The sequence below is a fragment of the Xanthomarina sp. F1114 genome (genome assembly GCF_026410255.1).
GTDB lineage: Bacteria > Bacteroidota > Bacteroidia > Flavobacteriales > Flavobacteriaceae > Xanthomarina.
This window is the reverse complement of the sequence record NZ_JAPMLL010000004.1, coordinates 84,684-103,387: the sequence shown is the minus strand read 5'-3', so window position 1 is coordinate 103,387 and position 18,704 is coordinate 84,684. Positions and strand designations below refer to the sequence as shown.

18 protein-coding genes are annotated in these 18,704 nt (G+C 32.7%); 9 read left to right on the top strand and 9 right to left on the bottom strand.

Annotated elements, in window-relative coordinates; genetic code table 11:
* The 6 genes from OS188_RS04295 to OS188_RS04270 form a co-directional block, all read right to left on the bottom strand.
* Complete coding sequence (locus tag OS188_RS04295; protein WP_267147593.1) at positions 1–777, bottom strand: rhomboid family intramembrane serine protease; 777 nt, start codon at positions 775–777, stop codon at positions 1–3.
* Between the two features lie 10 nt (positions 778–787).
* Entirely contained in the window at positions 788–2,641 is a 1,854-nt protein-coding gene (mutL, locus tag OS188_RS04290; RefSeq protein WP_267147592.1) for a DNA mismatch repair endonuclease MutL, read from the bottom strand.
* An 8-nt stretch (positions 2,642–2,649) separates the two neighbouring features.
* Positions 2,650–2,925 (bottom strand): riboflavin synthase subunit beta, encoded by a 276-nt coding sequence (locus OS188_RS04285; RefSeq protein WP_267147591.1) that lies wholly within the window; start codon positions 2,923–2,925, stop codon positions 2,650–2,652.
* An 8-nt stretch (positions 2,926–2,933) separates the two neighbouring features.
* Positions 2,934–3,146, bottom strand: a complete 213-nt coding sequence (locus OS188_RS04280; protein WP_267147590.1) for a hypothetical protein — start codon at positions 3,144–3,146, stop codon at positions 2,934–2,936.
* 192 nt (positions 3,147–3,338) lie between these two features.
* The gene (gene ribH, locus OS188_RS04275) at positions 3,339–3,821 is read right to left on the bottom strand and encodes a 6,7-dimethyl-8-ribityllumazine synthase (RefSeq protein ID WP_267147589.1); all 483 of its coding nucleotides are present in this window, start codon (positions 3,819–3,821) and stop codon (positions 3,339–3,341) included.
* Positions 3,822–3,847: 26 nt separating this feature from the next.
* Positions 3,848–4,618 carry a tetratricopeptide repeat protein gene (locus OS188_RS04270; protein ID WP_267147588.1) on the bottom strand — a complete coding sequence of 257 codons (771 nt, stop codon included), beginning with the start codon at positions 4,616–4,618 and terminating at the stop codon, positions 3,848–3,850.
* Positions 4,619–4,749: 131 nt separating this feature from the next.
* Between OS188_RS04270 and recF the strand changes: the two genes are divergently transcribed.
* The 4 genes from recF (at position 4,750) to OS188_RS04250 (ending at position 6,966) form a co-directional block, all read left to right on the top strand.
* Positions 4,750–5,829, top strand: coding sequence for a DNA replication/repair protein RecF (recF, locus tag OS188_RS04265; RefSeq protein ID WP_267147587.1), 1,080 nt, complete (start codon positions 4,750–4,752; stop codon positions 5,827–5,829).
* Positions 5,830–5,958: 129 nt separating this feature from the next.
* Positions 5,959–6,384, top strand: a complete 426-nt coding sequence (locus OS188_RS04260; RefSeq protein WP_267147586.1) for a hypothetical protein — start codon at positions 5,959–5,961, stop codon at positions 6,382–6,384.
* A gap of 11 nt (positions 6,385–6,395) precedes the next feature.
* Positions 6,396–6,692, top strand: a complete 297-nt coding sequence (locus OS188_RS04255) for a DciA family protein (RefSeq protein WP_267147585.1) — start codon at positions 6,396–6,398, stop codon at positions 6,690–6,692.
* A gap of 82 nt (positions 6,693–6,774) precedes the next feature.
* Positions 6,775–6,966: a cold-shock protein gene (locus OS188_RS04250; RefSeq protein ID WP_267147584.1), complete on the top strand. Its 192-nt coding sequence runs from the start codon at positions 6,775–6,777 to the stop codon at positions 6,964–6,966.
* 76 nt (positions 6,967–7,042) lie between these two features.
* Here the strand turns inward: OS188_RS04250 and OS188_RS04245 are convergent, their stop codons facing one another.
* Both OS188_RS04245 and OS188_RS04240 read right to left on the bottom strand, forming a co-directional pair.
* Positions 7,043–9,586 carry a M4 family metallopeptidase gene (locus OS188_RS04245; RefSeq protein WP_267147583.1) on the bottom strand — a complete coding sequence of 848 codons (2,544 nt, stop codon included), beginning with the start codon at positions 9,584–9,586 and terminating at the stop codon, positions 7,043–7,045.
* A 104-nt stretch (positions 9,587–9,690) separates the two neighbouring features.
* Entirely contained in the window at positions 9,691–10,110 is a 420-nt protein-coding gene (locus tag OS188_RS04240; protein ID WP_267147582.1) for a nucleoside-diphosphate kinase, read from the bottom strand.
* Positions 10,111–10,200: 90 nt separating this feature from the next.
* Here OS188_RS04240 and OS188_RS04235 point away from each other — a divergent pair, with 90 nt between their 5' ends.
* From OS188_RS04235 to OS188_RS04225, 3 genes are all read left to right on the top strand, one after another.
* Positions 10,201–11,220, top strand: a complete 1,020-nt coding sequence (locus OS188_RS04235) for a DHH family phosphoesterase (RefSeq protein WP_267147581.1) — start codon at positions 10,201–10,203, stop codon at positions 11,218–11,220.
* Positions 11,213–11,749, top strand: a complete 537-nt coding sequence (gene gldI, locus OS188_RS04230) for a gliding motility-associated peptidyl-prolyl isomerase GldI (RefSeq protein WP_267147580.1) — start codon at positions 11,213–11,215, stop codon at positions 11,747–11,749. The genes OS188_RS04235 and gldI overlap by 8 nt, the downstream gene beginning before the upstream one ends.
* A gap of 76 nt (positions 11,750–11,825) precedes the next feature.
* Complete coding sequence (locus OS188_RS04225) at positions 11,826–12,965, top strand: peptidylprolyl isomerase (protein WP_267147579.1); 1,140 nt, start codon at positions 11,826–11,828, stop codon at positions 12,963–12,965.
* Between the two features lie 88 nt (positions 12,966–13,053).
* Here OS188_RS04225 and OS188_RS04220 read toward each other — a convergent pair whose 3' ends face one another.
* The gene (locus OS188_RS04220; protein ID WP_267147578.1) at positions 13,054–14,514 is read right to left on the bottom strand and encodes an aminoacyl-histidine dipeptidase; all 1,461 of its coding nucleotides are present in this window, start codon (positions 14,512–14,514) and stop codon (positions 13,054–13,056) included.
* 129 nt (positions 14,515–14,643) lie between these two features.
* Between OS188_RS04220 and OS188_RS04215 the strand changes: the two genes are divergently transcribed.
* Both OS188_RS04215 and OS188_RS04210 read left to right on the top strand, forming a co-directional pair.
* Positions 14,644–15,657 carry a DUF3810 domain-containing protein gene (locus tag OS188_RS04215; protein WP_323370442.1) on the top strand — a complete coding sequence of 338 codons (1,014 nt, stop codon included), beginning with the start codon at positions 14,644–14,646 and terminating at the stop codon, positions 15,655–15,657.
* 67 nt (positions 15,658–15,724) lie between these two features.
* A complete protein-coding gene (locus OS188_RS04210; protein WP_267147576.1) occupies positions 15,725–18,703 on the top strand; it encodes an amidohydrolase family protein in 2,979 nt (992 codons plus the stop codon).
* The last annotated feature ends 1 nt before the right edge of the window (position 18,704 follow it).

Here is an 18,704-nt window from a genome sequence, read left to right as displayed (position 1 = left end):
CTAGTCCCAACGATTTTTATTAAACTGTGTTTTTTTCCAATACCACATAATTAAGAAACCTGTTAAAGCACCACCAACGTGAGCAATATAGGCCGTATTACTTGGACTAAAAAAAGATTGCCCTGTAACTGCAGAAATAAAATCTAAGGCTATAATTCCTGGAATAAAGTACTTAGCTTTTATAGGAACAGGTAAAAATATAAGCATTAATTTAGACTCTGGATATAACATTCCAAAAGCCACTAAAACCCCCATAATAGCACCTGAAGCTCCCACCATTGTACTGTTAAAAACTCCAACAAAATGTTGTAATTGTTCTTGATTTAAAAATTCGCTCCAGCGTCTATCGTACATGCTATAACCAGATTTCAGGGTTTCCATAACCTGAGCCTCATTAAAACCTGCATCTGTTAAAATGGACATCCCTGAATAAAACCTGAAATAATAGAAAGCAATCATACAAATAGCAGCTCCTAAACCTGATGAAATATAAAAGAAAAGGAATTTTTTTGCTCCAAATTGTTGTTCTACTGCCGTACCAAACATCCAAAGTGCAAACATGTTAAAAAGAATGTGCATAAACCCACCATGCATAAACATATGCGTTACTATTTGCCAAGGTTGAAAGGTGTCGTTTAATGGAAAATGAAGGGCAAACCAATCGTAAAATAATTCATTTGCTCCAAAAGCCTGACCTCCAATTGCAAGAGTTCCTATAAACATAATCACGTTTATAATAATCAAATGCTTTACGGTATCTGTAATTCTATTTAACATAAAAATGTACTTATATAAATTTCTTATCTAATTCATCTACACTTAACGTTATGAATGTAGATTTATTTGTGGGTGACATATTTGGTTCTTTACAACCAAATAAACTATTAACTAAATGCTCTTGTTCTGGTACAGATAATGACTGTCCTGTTTTAACAGCTAAACTTTTGGCCATAGATTTTGCCAATAAATCTGTGGGACTAAAATTGCTATCAGGAACTTCGTTTTCTATATCATTAATTAACTGCTCTAAAATAACAGAGACCTCACTCTCTGGCACATGAACGGGCACTCCGGAAATTTCAATACTGTCTTTTGATATATCTGAAAACAAAAACCCCGTATATTCTAAATCTTCTTTTACTTGTTTTAATATATCTATTTCCTGAGAAGAGAAATGCAATTGAATTGGGAACAGCAATTGCTGACTCATACTTTCCTTAATTGTCATATTCTTCAAAAAATCTTCATATAAAACCCGTTGATGCGCACGATATTGATCTATTACCAACATTCCAGATTTAATAGTGCTAACAACGTATTTATTCTGAATTTGAAAGGTACTCTGCTTAGTTTCTACTGGCGTTTGCTGATTAAATATAGATCCCGTTTGTTCTTCGCTCTCAAACTGAACACTCGTAAAATCCTGTTGAGATTTTGTACCTTTAGATTCTAAACCTACATACAAACTATCCCAATTACTAGGAGTTTGTTTTTTAAAAGCTGTTGCCCGATTTCCTGACGTTTGTCTTTCTTGAAACGGATTAAAACTTCTATCTACTTCAATATTTGGCGTACTCGGGTTTTGAATATCTTTATAATCATAAGGTGTATCCAGATTAGAATCTCTTTCAAAATCTAAAACAGGAGCAATATTAAATTGACCCAAACTATGTTTTACCGAAGCTCTTAAAATAGCGTAAAGCGTATGTTCATCGTCAAACTTAATTTCCGTTTTAGTTGGATGAATATTAATATCTATAGTTTCTGGATTAACATTAAGATTTAAGAAATAACTGGCATGAGTACTTTCTTTAAGAAGTCCTTCGAAAGCCGATGAAATAGCATGATTTAAATACGCGCTTTTTATAAATCTATTATTGACAAAGAAAAATTGTTCTCCTCTGGATTTCTTAGCGTATTCTGGTTTCCCTACAAATCCAGAGATTTTAACTACTTCTGTTTCTTCATTAACAGGAACTAGTTTTTCATTTGTTTTTGATCCAAAAATATTTACAATTCGTTGTCTGTAATTACTTTCAGGTAAATTAAAAACTTCACTCCCATTATGGTACATAACAAATTGAATATTTGGATGTGCCAAAGCTACTCTGTGAAATTCGTCTATAATATGACGAGTTTCTACCTGATTAGATTTTAGGAAATTCCGTCTAGCAGGAATATTGAAGAATAGATTTTTTACTGCAATTGATGTTCCTTTTGGAGTTACAACAACCTCTTGAGAAACCACTTCGCTTCCTTCAATAATTAATTGGGTTCCAACCTCATCTTCCTCTGTTTTAGACTTTAATTCTACATGAGCAATAGCAGCTATACTTGCTAAAGCCTCCCCTCGGAAGCCTTTAGTATTTAACTGAAATAAGTCTTCGGCAGAACGTATTTTTGAAGTTGCATGACGCTCAAAACTTAATCTGGCATCGGTAACACTCATTCCTGAACCATTATCTATAACCTGAACCAAAGTTTTACCAGCGTCTTTAATTAAAAGTTTAATACTACTTGCCTCTGCATCTATAGCATTTTCTAAAAGCTCTTTAACAACAGAAGCTGGACGTTGAACAACTTCTCCTGCTGCAATTTGGTTTGCTACATGATCTGGTAGTAACTGAATGATATCTGACATGAGCGTTTTTAAAAGAAAATGGATAAATCGAACTCGATAATAAGTAGGAAGATTAAAATTAAAATTCCAATAATTATTAAAACACGTTTATTTGCCGACTTGTTATGGTTGTGTTTATAGTCTTCTAATGCCGAAACAAGTTTGTTTTTTAGTCCTTTATTGCTCCCAACAGTGCTTCTATAATCGTCAAACTTGTGTTTTATTTCAAAAGGGCTGCCTTCACCTTTATAATGTCGAGGTGTATAGCTATATCTTTTATTCTTTTTTGTTTTAAAAATCCCCATAATATCTTCTATTCATAACCACTTAAATAATACCAAAGCACTAAAATTGCTATTAAAAACAAAATCATGTACCAAGGAGAGGTAAGAATATTGCTTTTTCGTTTTCTAGTTTGTTTTAAATCGTTCCATTTTGACTGGATATTCTCATCTCCCCTTCCATCTGCTTCAGTTTGATGTTTAGGTTTGATAGTAAATTGTCTGTCTTTCTTGAATAATGCCACGATTAGTATACTTTGATATCTTTCAAAAATACTTAAAAAACAAAGAAAAACAGGTTTTGAAGTGCCAAAAATTGTTAACACTAACGAAGTTGATTAAAAAACGACAATTCATATATTTTAAATCTTTAACCTAAAATATATGAATTGCGAATTAACCCTACTTTTTACAGATAGGTTCTTATTGAAATAAATTTACTGTTTATTTAATTCTACCATTTTTATAGCGGCAATAGCAGCCTCCGTTCCTTTGTTTCCATGCTTTCCGCCAGAACGATCTATAGCTTGTTGCATATTATTGTCTGTTAAAACACAAAAAATGACTGGTACCTTATAAAGAATATTTAAGTCTTTAATTCCGTGTGAAACAGCTTCGCACACAAAATCGAAATGCTTAGTTTCTCCCTGAATAACACTTCCTATTGCAATTACAGCATCTACCTCTTGTTCTTGCATCTTTTTGCAACCAAAGATAAGCTCGTAACTACCTGGCACATTCCAACGAATAATATTTTCTGGTAAAACCTGGTTTTCAATTAATGTGTTAACTGCACCTTCATATAAACCTTCTGTAATATTGTCGTTCCATTCTGAAACAACAATCCCAAACCGAAAATCTTTCGCGTTTGGGATTGTAGCTTTATCATATTCTGATAAATTTTTATTTTTTGTTGCCATGTTTACTTTCCGATAAATCGGAGAAATTATTTGTTAGCCAACACTTGAGCCTTACCGATAAATACATCAATATTCTCTGCTTCGGTAGAAGACGCATAGTTTTCTTTGATATCCTTAAAGAAAGTAAGGGCTTTATCAGATTTTCCTAAATCCATTGCAATAATCCCCGCTTTGTATAAGTACAAAGGTGTTGTAAAATCGTTTTTTCTTAATTTAGCAGCTTGCGTATAATAATCCAAAGCATCTTCCGGTTGATTTAATTGCACAAATGCATCACCAATACTTCCTTTTGCCATTGGAGCTAAAACTAAATCATCGCTAGAAAAATCGCTTAAATAAGTTACAGCGTTCTTATAATCTTTTAAGTTTAAATAAGCCATTCCAGCGTAATAATTAGCTAAGTTAGCTGCCGGAGTACCACTGTATTCTGAAGCAATATCAAGCATTCCTAGTTTTCCTTCACCTCCATTTAGAGCTAAAGTATAAAGAGAATCTTTTTCTGTACCAGTTACAGCTTGACCAAAATATTTTTGAGCCTGGAACATTTCGTTCATAGCTTCACTTTGTTTTGGTTTTGCAACAAATTCGTTAAAACCTAAATAGCCTAACACTACTGCCGCTACCAAACCAATTATTATAAAAATATATTTTTGATTTGCAATTACCCAATCTTCCGTTTTGGAAGCAGATTCGTCCAGGGTGTTAAACACTTCAGCTGTTGTTGAATTATCAACCTCATCATGCTCTTTTTCTTCTTTCGTTGATGGTTTGTATCCTCTTTTCTTGTAAGTCGCCATATTTTTTTAATTAATGCGTGGCAAAAATATGATTTTTCTTCATATTTAAAAGCCTATTTATTTGTTATTTTTCAATAATTTGCGCAACATATACATTTATAAATTCAAAACCATATTTAAGCCGCTTTTTTATGATTTTAAAATCGCTTTCTTTACTCAATTATAAAAATTTTGAAAGTCAATCTTTTGAGTTCAATCACAAAATTAATTGTTTTGTGGGAAACAACGGTGTGGGTAAAACTAACATACTGGACGCTATTTATCATTTGTCCTTTGGAAAAAGTTACTTTAACCCTATTGCCTCTCAAAACATTAGACATAACGAAAGTTTTTTTGTGATAAATGGCGATTATGAGAAATCTGATAAAACCGAAAAAATTGTTGTCAGCCTAAAAAAAGGACAAAAAAAGATTATAAAACGCAATGGAAAGAATTACGATAGATTTAGCGATCATATTGGTTTTTTGCCTCTTGTTATTATTTCGCCAGCAGATAGAGATTTAATTATTGAAGGTAGTACTACAAGACGAAAATTTATAGATAGTGTCATTTCGCAAAGCGATAAAACCTACTTAGACAGTTTAATTAATTATAATAAGGTACTGGTTCAAAGAAATTCACTGTTAAAGTATTTTGCTTTAAACAACACATTTAACGCAGATACTTTAGACATCTACAACAAACAATTAGATAGTTACGGACAGGTTATTTTTGAAAAGAGACAGATTTTTTTAGAGACTTTTATTCCCATTTTTAAAGAGCGATATAAAGCTATTAGTAATGGCAACGAAGCTGTAAATTTAATTTACACTAGTCATTTATTAGATGGTGAACTGGAAACACTTTTAAAACAATCTATCAACAAAGACAAAGCTTTACAATATACAAGTGTAGGAATTCATAAAGATGATTTATCTTTTGAAATTGAAGATCATCCCATAAAGAAATTTGGAAGCCAAGGGCAACAAAAGTCGTTTTTAATAGCTTTAAAATTGGCTCAATTCGATTTTATAAAAGTTCAAAGTGGACACAATCCCATTTTGTTACTTGATGATATTTTTGACAAATTAGATGAAAACCGGGTCTCGCAAATTATAAAACTAGTGGACGACGAGAATTTTGGACAATTATTTATAAGCGACACTCATGCTGATAGAACCGAAAAAGCCATTAAACAAGTGCATCAAGCTTATGAAATATTTAAACTTTAAATAAAAAATAAAATAGGAGTATCTTATAGCGAGTGTACTTTTAGTTTCCTATTTTCTTAATACTTTAAACTTGCTACTTAATTCAATTTTTTTAAACTTTGAATTGTAAACTGTAACATCTATATAATTATGAACTCAAAATACCTCTTTCTATTTCTAAGCTTATTAATTTTAAACAGCTGCTCTAAAAACCCAGAAACCTATATAGAACATCTTGAAGGTTATTGGGAAATAGAAGAAGTACAATTAGCAGATGGTACAAAGAAAAAATATACTTATAATGATACCGTAGATTATATTAAAGTTTCGGACAGTTTAACTGGGTTTAGGCTAAAATTAAAACCAGGTTTCGATGGAACATATGAAACCTCTAATGACACTGAGCAATTTACTATTAAAATAGAAAATGACAGTTTAAACTTATATTATAAAACTCCTTTCGATACTTGGAAAGAAACGGTTTTGTCAGCAAATAAAGAGCAACTTAAAGTTATTAATAAAAATAAAGCTGTATTTTTATATAAGAGATTTACAGCTATAGACGTTACTAAATAAGTTTATAAATCATGGCAAAACGAAACAACGAACATATTAGCATTGCAGATGCCTTAAAAGAATTTGTTGAAACCAATAAATTAGAATACGGCTTAGATGTAGTTAAAGTACAAGACACATGGAGAGAAATGATGGGAAATGGCGTCAATAATTATACAACAGATATCCAATTAAAAAACAATACGCTTTATGTACAATTAAGTTCTAGTGTTTTAAGAGAAGAACTTAGTTATGGTAAAGAAAAAATTATTAGTATGTTAAACGAATCTCTTGGAAAAGACGTTATAACCAAATTAGTATTACGCTAATTCTCTATACCTCAATTAAACACAAATAAGTTTTTGGCATATAATTTGCTCTATAGTTTATAATTAATTTAATTATAATATTATGAGTAAAGGAACAGTAAAGTTCTTCAACGATACCAAAGGATTTGGATTCATTATAGAAGAAGGTTCAAACAGAGAACATTTTGTACACATTTCAGGACTAATCGACGAAATTCGTGAAGGAGATGAAGTTGAATTCGAATTAACAGAAGGCAAAAAAGGATTAAACGCAATAAACGTAAAAGTTATCTAGTATATACGCTTATCTTTTTAGAACAAAAAAACCCACAACTACATGTCGTGGGTTTTTTTATTAGAAATAAACTGGATTAGTTTTTAATCAGTTTTATAACTTGAGTAGCATTTCTAGCATGCACATTCATAAAATAAATTCCAGAAGTAACCTGCGAAATATCTATAGTTTGAAGATTCTTACTATTATAAAGATCAATCGATTTAATTAATCTTCCGTTAATATCATAAATCTCAGCTTTTAATAAGTTTATGTTATTTAAACTTTTAAGTGTGAATTTTCCGTTTGAAGGATTTGGATAAACTTTAATATTGTTTTCCATGTTTTCAACTTCCGAAACCGAAAGAGACATCTCACAATTATAAATAGAAATATCATCTACATACCAACCTTCTCTTCCATTGCAAGCATCTGTTCCTAATTCCCATCTTAACTGAATGCTTGAATTTGCAACCACTCCTAAAGATGATAAATCAATATAACTTCTTCCCCAACTTCCAGTAACTTTACCTTCATCTGTACCTGTAAAAGCCATTTCACCTCCCATTGGGTTCGTATTGCCTTCTACATTTAAATATGCATTATAAGGATTTGCAGTAAATGCACTTGCCGGTAAAAGTGCCCATGCACTTCCATCTAAACTATATTTTATATTACCGCCATCCCAATTGTTTTCTGTAGATACAAAATGCATAAAAGTCATTTCAAATATTCCAGTCAATTGATTTGGGATAGTAATTACAGGACTTTCTAACCTAATAATTCCATCTTGTAGCGAGGTAACACAATTTCCATTTATTGGATCTACAGCAAAAATAGCTTGTCCTTCTCTTCCTTCTGGTAAGTTTGAAACAATCTCCCAATCTCTTTCTTCCCAAGTGGAAGGGTCTGATGGAATTTGCTCCAATGTCCAACCAGCCATTCCAGACTCCCAATTTTCAAAGAAGATTGGTGCATTTATGCCGGCTTCGCAAGGCTCGTCCGTATCTGATAGAAGTGGTTGATAATTACAATTATTCTCTGTTCGTAATTCTACAGCCAATATAACATTAACTAATTGATTATAATCTGAAACTGTAATAACTTCATTAGAAAGTCCTGCTGGAGCATCTGTACTTAAACCCTCTAAATTAATTCCTAATAAATCTGTGCATGAGGCTTCCAAAGCATCTGCCAACGAATAAAAATCGCTTGTAGCTGTAAGGTACTCACTTTGTGCTCTCCAGAAAATATGGGCGGCTTTTGTAAAGCCTATTCCTGTAATAGTTTGTCCATTATAAGAACCACCATCTACTAACAGTGCATAAGCATGATTTGGAATTCCAGAATTATAATGAACTCCTCCAGCATCTCCAGTACCACAATAATATTGGTAATCGCTTATTTTCCCTGGATCTCCATTACAGTTCGGATTCCACATATCTCTAATAGCTCCACCAAAAGCAGTTGCATCTTCTCCAATTCTCCATCTATCTGAACTATAACAAGCTGTTCTTGGAGAATTGTCATCGTCCTCATCTTCATAGTTATTTAGTAAATCTATAGTTTCCCCCCAGATATCAGAAAAAGATTCGTTTATGGCGCCAGATTCATAAGCATAAATTAATCCACTAGTATATTCGGTATAAGCATGACCCCATTCGTGCGCAATTACATCATCCGACGCTGTTCCATTACAATAATTTGCCGTAACGCCATTCCAATTGGCATTGGGACAGGAAATATTGGGATTATTATTTATGGTTCGCATTTGTGCATCGGCACCATCGTACGATACATAACCAAAAGCATTGTTAAAAAAGTTATAAACATGCCCTGATGCTACAACCTCATTTTGTTGCCAAATATTTAAAGGACCTGGAAAAGCATCTCCTTCCTGCCACACAATATTTGAGACATTGTTTTCGTAAATTACTCTATCTAAAACATGAGCCATTCCGGTAAATTGCTCTGTAATTTCACCAGAATGTGCATTTACATAAACATATTCTCTTACATCTGCATCATTTCTAACCTCAACTTCGTAAACCAAAGAAGTTGTCCCAAAACTATTATTTATTAAACCTTTTTGAAATACATATAATGTAGTCTTAAAAGCAAACAATGCGATGCCAGATGTATTAAGTTCCTGCTTGTCTACTGTATTAATTGCAATAGTATTTGCCTGTAAAACACTTATGGAAGGTTCTGTACTATTTTTTATATTAGGAATATAATTGCCATTTATGGCAGTTAACTTATTATTTGTATTGAAATGAAAACGTAATTGTCCATCAAAAACTGGCACATTATTTTTATGTTGCGTTAAAACTATATGTTTATACCCGTAATTGTCTTCTTTAATAGTTCCAAATGTGAAAGTACTTTCAACTGTTTCAAAAGGAAACAACCCTTTATTTAGTTCTAAAAACGAAATCACCTTAGCTTGTAGAGTTGAGCCATTCAAGGCCATAGGTTTATTTCCAGGAAATTTAATAAATTCTGCTATTCCATTCGCATTGACAGAAATTTTAGCTTCAGTTTCACTTTCTAGTTTTTTAATGGCATCCTGGATATTTTGAGAAAAAGCTAAAGCGCTAATAAATACAAAACCAATCAAGAGGATTGTTGTTTTTTTCATGAGTAGATTTTTTAAGATGTGCGAATTTAAATTAAAAAGCATAAAAAAAGCCTGAAAATTTAAATTTTCAGGCCTTATTATATTTATATAAAAGCTTGTTTTAATTAAAACATCTCTCTTCCAGAAAAATGGAAAGCTCCTTCAATAGCAGCATTCTCATCACTATCACTCCCGTGAACAGCATTTTCTCCAATAGAAGCAGCATATAACTTTCTTATAGTTCCTTCTGCAGCTTCTGCAGGATTAGTAGCACCAATTAAAGTTCTAAAATCTTCAACAGCATTTTCTTTTTCTAAAATAGCAGCTACAATAGGACCACGAGTCATATATTCTACTAATTCTCCAAAGAAAGGTCTTTCGTTGTGAATTGCATAAAATGTCTCAGCATCTGCTTTTGTCATTTGTGTTAATTTCATTGCTACGATTCTAAAACCTGAAGCATTGATTTTTTCTAAAATTGCGCCAATGTGCCCTTTTTCTACTGAATCAGGCTTAAGCATTGTAAATGTTCTGTTAGTTGCCATTTATTATTTTTTTAATTTGGGTGCAAAAGTAACTCTTTTCTGTAAAAAAACCTCAAAAACCAATATTAAAAAATTGTATCTTCGTTGCCTATGAAGAAAGACGATATTTTAAAAATAAAACAGCTGTTAAAAACACCTAAGCAAATAGTTATTGTTCCCCATAAAAATCCAGATGGAGACGCTATTGGTTCTACTTTAGGTTTATACCATTATCTTTTAAAACACAAGCAAAACGCAAGAGTGATTGCTCCAAATGATTACCCCGATTTTTTAAAATGGATGCCAGGAGAATCAGAAATTTTAAAATACGACTCTCAAAAAGAGGAAAGTGATACGTTAATTTCTCAAGCAGATATTATTTTTACTTTAGATTTTAATGCTCTTAATAGAACCGGAGACATGGAAGAGGCTTTAGCTACAAGCAAGGCTTTGAAAATTATGATAGACCATCATCAGCAACCAGACAATTATGCTACTTATATGTACTCTGATGTTAGCATGAGCTCCACTTGCGAAATGGTATATAATTTCATAGAAATGCTTGGAGAAAAAAACCTGATAGACAAGAACATATCCAGTTGTTTATATGCCGGAATATTAACAGATACTGGATCGTTTAGATTTCCTTCAACCACAAGTAGAACTCATCAGGTAGTTGGAGATTTAATAGATAATGGTGCCAATCATTCAGAAATTCACAATCAGATTTTTGACAATAATAGCTACGACCGCATGCAGCTTCTAGGACGTGCGTTAAGTAATTTAAAGGTTTTTCCAGAATACCGAACAGCTATTATAACACTTTCTCAAGATGAGTTAAATGAATTTAATTATAAAAAAGGAGATACTGAAGGTTTTGTGAATTACGCGCTTTCTCTTAATAATATTATTTTTGCCGCTATATTTATTGAAGACGCGCAAAATAACATCGTAAAAATCTCGTTACGTTCTAAAGGAAATTTCTCTGTTAACGAATTTTCTAGAGCACATTTTGAAGGCGGAGGACATACCAATGCTGCTGGTGGAAAAAGCAATTTAGATTTAAAATCCACAGTTGAAAATTTTATTAGTATCTTACCACGCTATAAAAATGCCCTAAACAATGAGTAGAATACTCTGTATATTACTAAGTACCGTGTTTCTAATTGCATGTAAATCGCCTGAAGCCAGACGACCAGTTTCCTCCAAATCCGGTTCATTTATTGATGAGTCTATTGAGAGAAATATTAAATTAAGAGAACGCGAAGAAGCCTATATTAAAAATATTATGGAAGAACATCCTGAGGAGACTTATATAGCCTCAGAAAGTGGATTCTGGTATTACTACAATAAAAAACAGGCAGACAGTTTAATGTCACCAGAATTCGGTGATATTGTTAATTTCAACTACAACGTTAAAACCTTAGACGACCAACTTATTTATTCTAAAGAAGATCTTAAACCCCAAACCTATGTTATGGATAAACAAGAACTTTTTTCTGGTCTAAGAGAAGGTTTAAAACTTATGAAAACAGGAGAAACAGTTACTTTTATGTTCCCGTCGCAAAAAGCATATGGGTATTATGGAGACGATAATAGAATTGGTATTAATGTACCATTAAAATGTGAAGTTTCTATAAACTCAATTATTGACAAATAACCTCAAATAATAATTTAATAAAACACTATTTTTACAACCGAAAAATTAATTACAAATGAATATTTTAAAACATACTATGAAAATTTTAATCCTTGCAATTTTAGTAAGTTTCACTTCTTGCGAACAACAAAAATATCCTGATTTAGAAGATGGATTATATGCCGAATTTGTTACAAACAAAGGGACAATGGTAGCAAAATTAAACTACAAAAGAGTTCCTGTAACAGTAGCAAACTTTGTAGCTTTAGCAGAAGGAACACATCCAAATCTTCCAGATTCTTTAAAAGGAAAAAAATATTACAATGGAACAACTTTCCACAGAGTTATTGATAAATTTATGATTCAAGGTGGAGATCCAACTGGAACGGGAGCTGGAAGTCCTGGCTATCAGTTTTTAGATGAATTTCACCCGGATTTAAAACATGATAAGCCTGGTGTTTTATCTATGGCCAATGCTGGTCCTGCCACTAATGGAAGTCAGTTTTTTATTACCGAAATTCCTACTCCTAATTTAGATAACAGACATGCAGTTTTTGGAGAATTAGTTCTTGGAATGGATGTACAAGATAGTATTTCTAATGTTGAAGTTAACAGAGGAGATAACAAGCCTGTTGATCCTGTTATTATAGAATCTTTAAACATAATTAGAAAAGGAAAAGATGCAGAAGCTTTTGATGCTGCCAAAGTTTATACTGAAGAGCTTCCTAAGGTTGAACAAAGACAAAAAGAATTAAAAGAATTAGAAGACAAGAAGCTTAAGGAAAGTGCTAAAGAGTCTGCTGAAACTTTTATAAGCAAAAATGCCGATTTAAACGGAACAGTTAAAAAGTTAGATACTGGAGTGGTTATGATTTTCACCAAACAAGACGAAGCTGCCGTAAAGCCAACTTCTGCACAAAAAGTACTTGTTAATTATGCAGGCTTTTTTGAGGATGGACGTTTATTCGACACCTCTTGGGCTGATGTAGCCAAAGAAAACAACCAATATAACGAGCAGCGTGACGCTCAAGGTGGTTACAAACCATTTGCTATGATCTATAACGAAACAGCCAGTCTAGTTCCTGGTTTTAGAGAAGCTATGCTTAATATGAATGTAGGAGATAAAGCACGCGTATTTATTCCAAGTTATTTAGGTTATGGGTCTAATGGAATGGGACCAGTTCCACCAAATAGCAATTTAATTTTCGATTTAGAAATTATGGGAGTAGCAGAATAAAAATTCTGTTTCCTTTCCAATATATGCACTAAAAAAGCAGCTCCATGGAGCTGCTTTTTCATTTTATAAACCTAAGTATAATTTTAATTTACTTCTTAGGAATCTGCTTTAAAATTTCTAAAACAAATTTCCAGTATTTTTGAGCTGAAGATATTTGGGCTCTTTCATCTGGAGAGTGTGCTCCTTTAATGTTTGGACCAAAACTAATCATATCCATATCTGGATAATTCTGACCTAAAATTCCACATTCTAATCCAGCATGACAAGCAGCTACATGTGCTTTCTCTCCATTCATCTTTTGATATAAGCTATCTAATACTTTTAAAATAGCCGAATCCATATTTGGTTTCCATCCCGGATAATCTCCAGAGAATTCAACCTCGCAACCAGTTAATTCAAAAGTAGCTCTTAACATATTAGCCAAATCCCATTTGGAACTTTCTACAGAGGAACGCGTTAGACATGCTATTTCTATTTGTCCATCTTTTACAACCACTCTAGCAACATTATTAGACGTTTCTACCAAATCAGGAATATCTGCACTCATTCTATAAACTCCATTTAAGGCTGCATATAAAGCTCTGGTTAAACCTTCCTGAACCCCTAAATCCATAATCTTTTTAGGAGTTTCAGTTTTAGAAACTTCAATCTCTAAATCTGGTTCCATAGTTTTCAGTTCTGTTTTTATCTCCATGGCATAATCTGTCATTTCAGCAATAAAAGCATCTTCATGAACTGCATCAATAGCAACAATAGCTTTACTTTCTCTAGGAATAGCATTTCTTAAGCTACCTCCATCGATTTCAGAAATACGCAACCCAAAATTTTCAAAACCATCAAATAATAAACGGTTCATTAGCTTATTAGCATTTCCTAATCCTTCATGAATTTGCATTCCAGAATGTCCACCTTGCAAGCCTCTTACTACAATAGAAAATCCAGTTTTAAATTCAGGCGTTTCTTCTTCGTTATATGTTCTAGTTGCAGTTACATCGACACCTCCAGCACATCCAACACCAATTTCATCATCTTCTTCTGTATCTAAGTTTAAAAGAATGTCACCTTCAAGCAAACCTCCTTTTAATCCCATAGCTCCAGTCATACCTGTTTCTTCATCTATGGTAAACAAAGCTTCAATAGCCGGATGAGGAATATCTGTACTTTCTAAAATAGCCATAATTGTAGCAACACCTAAGCCGTTATCGGCACCTAAAGTTGTTCCTTTTGCACGAACCCAATCGCCGTCCACAAACATTTCGATGCCTTGAGTAGCAAAATCGAAATTAGTATCTGCATTTTTTTGATGAACCATATCTAAATGCGATTGCATAACAATTGTTACACGATCTTCCATGCCAGAAGTTGCAGGTTTCTTTATAATGACGTTACCAACTTCATCTTCGATAGTTTCGAGATTTAACTTTTTACCAAAATCTTTCATAAAAGCAATAACCTGTTCTTCTTTTTTTGAAGCTCTTGGCACAGCATTTAAATCGGCGAATTTGTTCCAAAGTTCTTTTGGCTCTAGGTTTCTTATTTCTGAATTCATATCTGTATTTTTAAGTTTTACAAAGGTACTTATATCTTATAGAGTATTAAAACATTTGTCTATTTTTGAAAGATGCTTAAAAACCCAAAACCGTATATAGCTTTTTCCATAATTCCATTATTTCTAATAGTGAAATTATTAAAGCAGTTTCCAGAAGTTGTAGAAACCTATTACAGCCTGAGAATTTACCCTATTATTTCTAGCTTTTTTCGTTTTACTTTAGGTTGGATACCTTTCTCATTTGGAGATCTAGTTTATGGTTTTGCCATAATCTATATAATAAGATGGCTTATTTTAAATAGAAGACGTGTAATAAAAGACACCAAACATTGGTTGATTGATGTGTTTGCTGCTGTTTCAATTATATACTTTGCATTTCACTTGTTTTGGGCCATGAATTATCACAGAATGCCTTTACATAAAAACTTAAATTTAGAAGCTGATTACTCCAACGAGCAACTTATTTCTGTGACTAAAAAATTAATAGAAAAATCAAACGCGCTTCACTTAAAACTAGTTAAAAACGATACCGTAAAAATAGATTTACCATATAGTAAGAATGAGATTATTTCTCTAATTCCTAAAGGATATAAAGCTTTAGAAAAAGAATTTCCACATTTAGAATACCATCCAAAAAGTATTAAAAAATCATTATTTAGTTTACCATTAACTTATATGGGTTTTAGTGGGTATTTAAACCCTTTAACCAACGAAGCACAAATTAATGGGCTAATTGTTTCTTATAGATTTCCAGTAGTTGGTTCGCATGAGGTGGCCCATCAATTAGGTTATGCTAAAGAGAACGAGGCTAATTTTATTGGGGGTTTAGCAGCTATTAATCATCCAGATGTTTATTTTAATTATAGTGGTTATACATTCTTATTAAAACACTGTTTATTGGAGATCTACAAACGGGATACCAATTTATATTTTGACACCTTAAAAACCATAAATAAAGGTATTTTAAAAAACTATCAGGAAGTCCAAGATTTTTGGGACAGTTATCAAAATCCTGCCGAACCATTATTTAAAAGCACATACAACAGTTATTTAATAGCCAATAATCAAAAAGACGGTATGAAAAGCTATAGCTATGTGGTGGCTCTAATTGTGAATTATTTTGAAACGAATCACGTTAAATAATTCTTAAATTTAAATTTCTCAATCAATATTTTCTATTTTTAGAAACTTACCAATTATTCAATCCTAAATGATAAAAAAGTTCTCCATTCTTGTACTGTTATTGGGCTATATTAGCACTTATGCACAAGAGTATTTTCCGAAAAATGATGGTGTACACACAACGAACACTAATTACACAGCTATTACCAATGCTAAAATTTATATAACTCCTAATCAGGTTATTGAAAATGCTACATTGCTAATTAAAGATGGCAAAGTTGTTTCAACAGGAATTTCAGTTTCAATTCCTAAAAACGCCGTCATTATAGACGCTTCTAACAAAACCATTTATCCGTCGTTTATAGATATTTATTCAAACTTCGGATTAGAAAAGCCTCAGGCAGCAGCAAAATCTAATAGTCCACAATACGATTCAAATCGTGAAGGTTTTTATTGGAACGACCATATCCGTTCGGAACAAAATGCTATAGAACATTTTAAATACAACCAAAAAGAAGCAAATAATTTACGTAAAGCAGGCTTTGGTGTTATCAACACTCATATTCCAGATGGCATTATTAGAGGAACCGGTACTTTAATAGCTTTAACACCTAATAGCGGTGATGCTTCCAGGATATTAGATAATCGCTCTGCTCAATATTATTCAACAAAAAAAAGTGTACAATCCAGACAGTCTTATCCTACGTCTTTAATGGGAACCATGGCTTTATTACGTCAAGTAAATTACGATGCAGAGTGGTATGCAAATGGTCATTCTAAAGTAACGGATAGAACCCTTGAAGCTTATAATACAAATAAATCTTTAGTTCAAATAATAGATGCCGGAAGTAAAGTCAATGCTTTACGCTTTGATAAAGTTGGAGACGAAATTAATACGCAGTTTGTAATTGTTGGTGGAGGTGATGAATACGAACGCATCGATGCCATTAAAGAAACACAAGCTACATTTATTATTCCAATAGATTTTCCTGCAGCTTTTGATATGGAAGATCCGTTTATTGCGGAAGCAGCTAATTTATCAGATTTACGAGAATGGAATCAAAAGCCTTCAAATCCTAAAATATTGGCAGAGAACAACATCAAGTTTACTCTTACTTTAAAAGGATTAAAGGAGCCTAAAGAGTTTATGCCAAATCTTTTAAAAGCTATTGAACGCGGTTTAGATAAAACCATGGCCTTAGAAGCTCTTACAACTGTTCCTGCAGAAATATTAGGGAAGCAAAACCAAATTGGATCTTTAAAAGATGGGACGTACGCTAATTTTTTAATTACTTCTGGAGATATTTTCGAAAAAGATGTCACGCTTTATGAAAACTGGGTAAAAGGTGAGAAATATGAAATCACCTCTATGACAACCAAAGATATTCGTGGAGATTATAGCATTTCACTTGCCGGAAACACATACGATTTAAATGTTTCTGGGAAAATGGAAAAATTAAAATCGACCGTAAAAGCCAATGAGAAAACCTTAGGTTCAAAAATTTCTTTTCAAGACAATTGGCTAAATCTTACATTCTCTAATATTGATACCACGAAACAAAATTATGTCAGGTTAACATCAAAAATTTCAAATATCAATTCTATAAAGGGAAAGGCATTTTTACCCAATGGAAATGAAACCACATTCTCCGCAAAGAAAATAGAAAAGACAGATTCAACCTCAAAAGATAAAAAAGAAACCAAGAAAGATGCACCAGTTTTCATTCCTGTTAATTATCCAAATGAAGCGTATGGTTTTAAAACAATGCCTAAACAAGAAACCATTTTATTTAAAAATGCTACCGTTTGGACTAATGAGCAAGAAGGAATCTTAAATGAGACCGATGTTTTAATTAAAAACGGGAAAATTGCAAAAATAGGAAACAATTTAAACGAAAATAATGCCATAGTAGTAGATGCCACAGGAAAGCATCTAACATCTGGAATAATTGATGAGCATTCGCATATTGCAACCTCAGCAGTCAATGAGGCAGGACAAAATGCATCTTCAGAAGTTACAATCGAGGACGTTATAGACGCTGAAGATGTAAGTATTTATCGCAACCTTGCTGGTGGTGTTACGTCTATTCAAATACTTCATGGTTCAGCTAATCCCATTGGTGGTCGCTCGGCAGTTATAAAATTAAAATGGGGAGAAACAGCAAATAACTTAATCTATACAGACAGTCCAAAATTCATCAAGTTTGCTCTTGGAGAAAATGTCAAACAATCCAATTGGGGTCGCCATGCTAATATACGTTTTCCTCAAACAAGAATGGGTGTGGAACAAGTTTACATCGATTATTTTACAAGAGCTAAAGAATACGAAACACTTAAAAAAAGTGGCAAACCTTATAGAAAAGACCTGGAGCTGGAAACACTTGTCGAAATATTAAATGAAGAACGCTTTATTAGTTGTCACTCTTACGTACAAAGTGAAATAAATATGCTGATGAAGGTCGCTGATCAATTTGATTTTAATATAAACACCTTTACACATATTTTGGAAGGATATAAACTTGCCGACAAAATGAAAGAACACGGTGTTGGTGGCTCTACTTTTAGCGATTGGTGGGCTTACAAGTACGAGGTTAACGACGCCATCCCATATAATGCTGCAATTATGCACAATGCTGGGATTACAGTTGCTATTAATAGTGATGATCCAGAAATGTCTAGAAGATTAAATCAAGAAGCTGCAAAATCTGTTAAATACGGAGACGTTAGCGAAGAAGATGCCTGGAAGTTTGTAACCCTTAATCCGGCAAAATTACTACATATTGACGATAGAGTTGGAAGTATTAAAGTTGGAAAAGATGCGGATGTAGTATTATGGAGCCATAACCCTTTATCTATCTACGCCAAGGCTGAGAAAACATTGATTGATGGTATCACCTATTTTGATATAGAAAGAGATAAACAATTAAGACGTGAGATGAAACAAGAAAAAAACGAACTCACTAATATGATGCTTCAGGCAAAAAATAAAGGACTAAAAACAGTTCCTGTTAAGAAAAAAGAAAAACAAACATTTCACTGTGATACTGTTGAAGGTCATACACATTAAA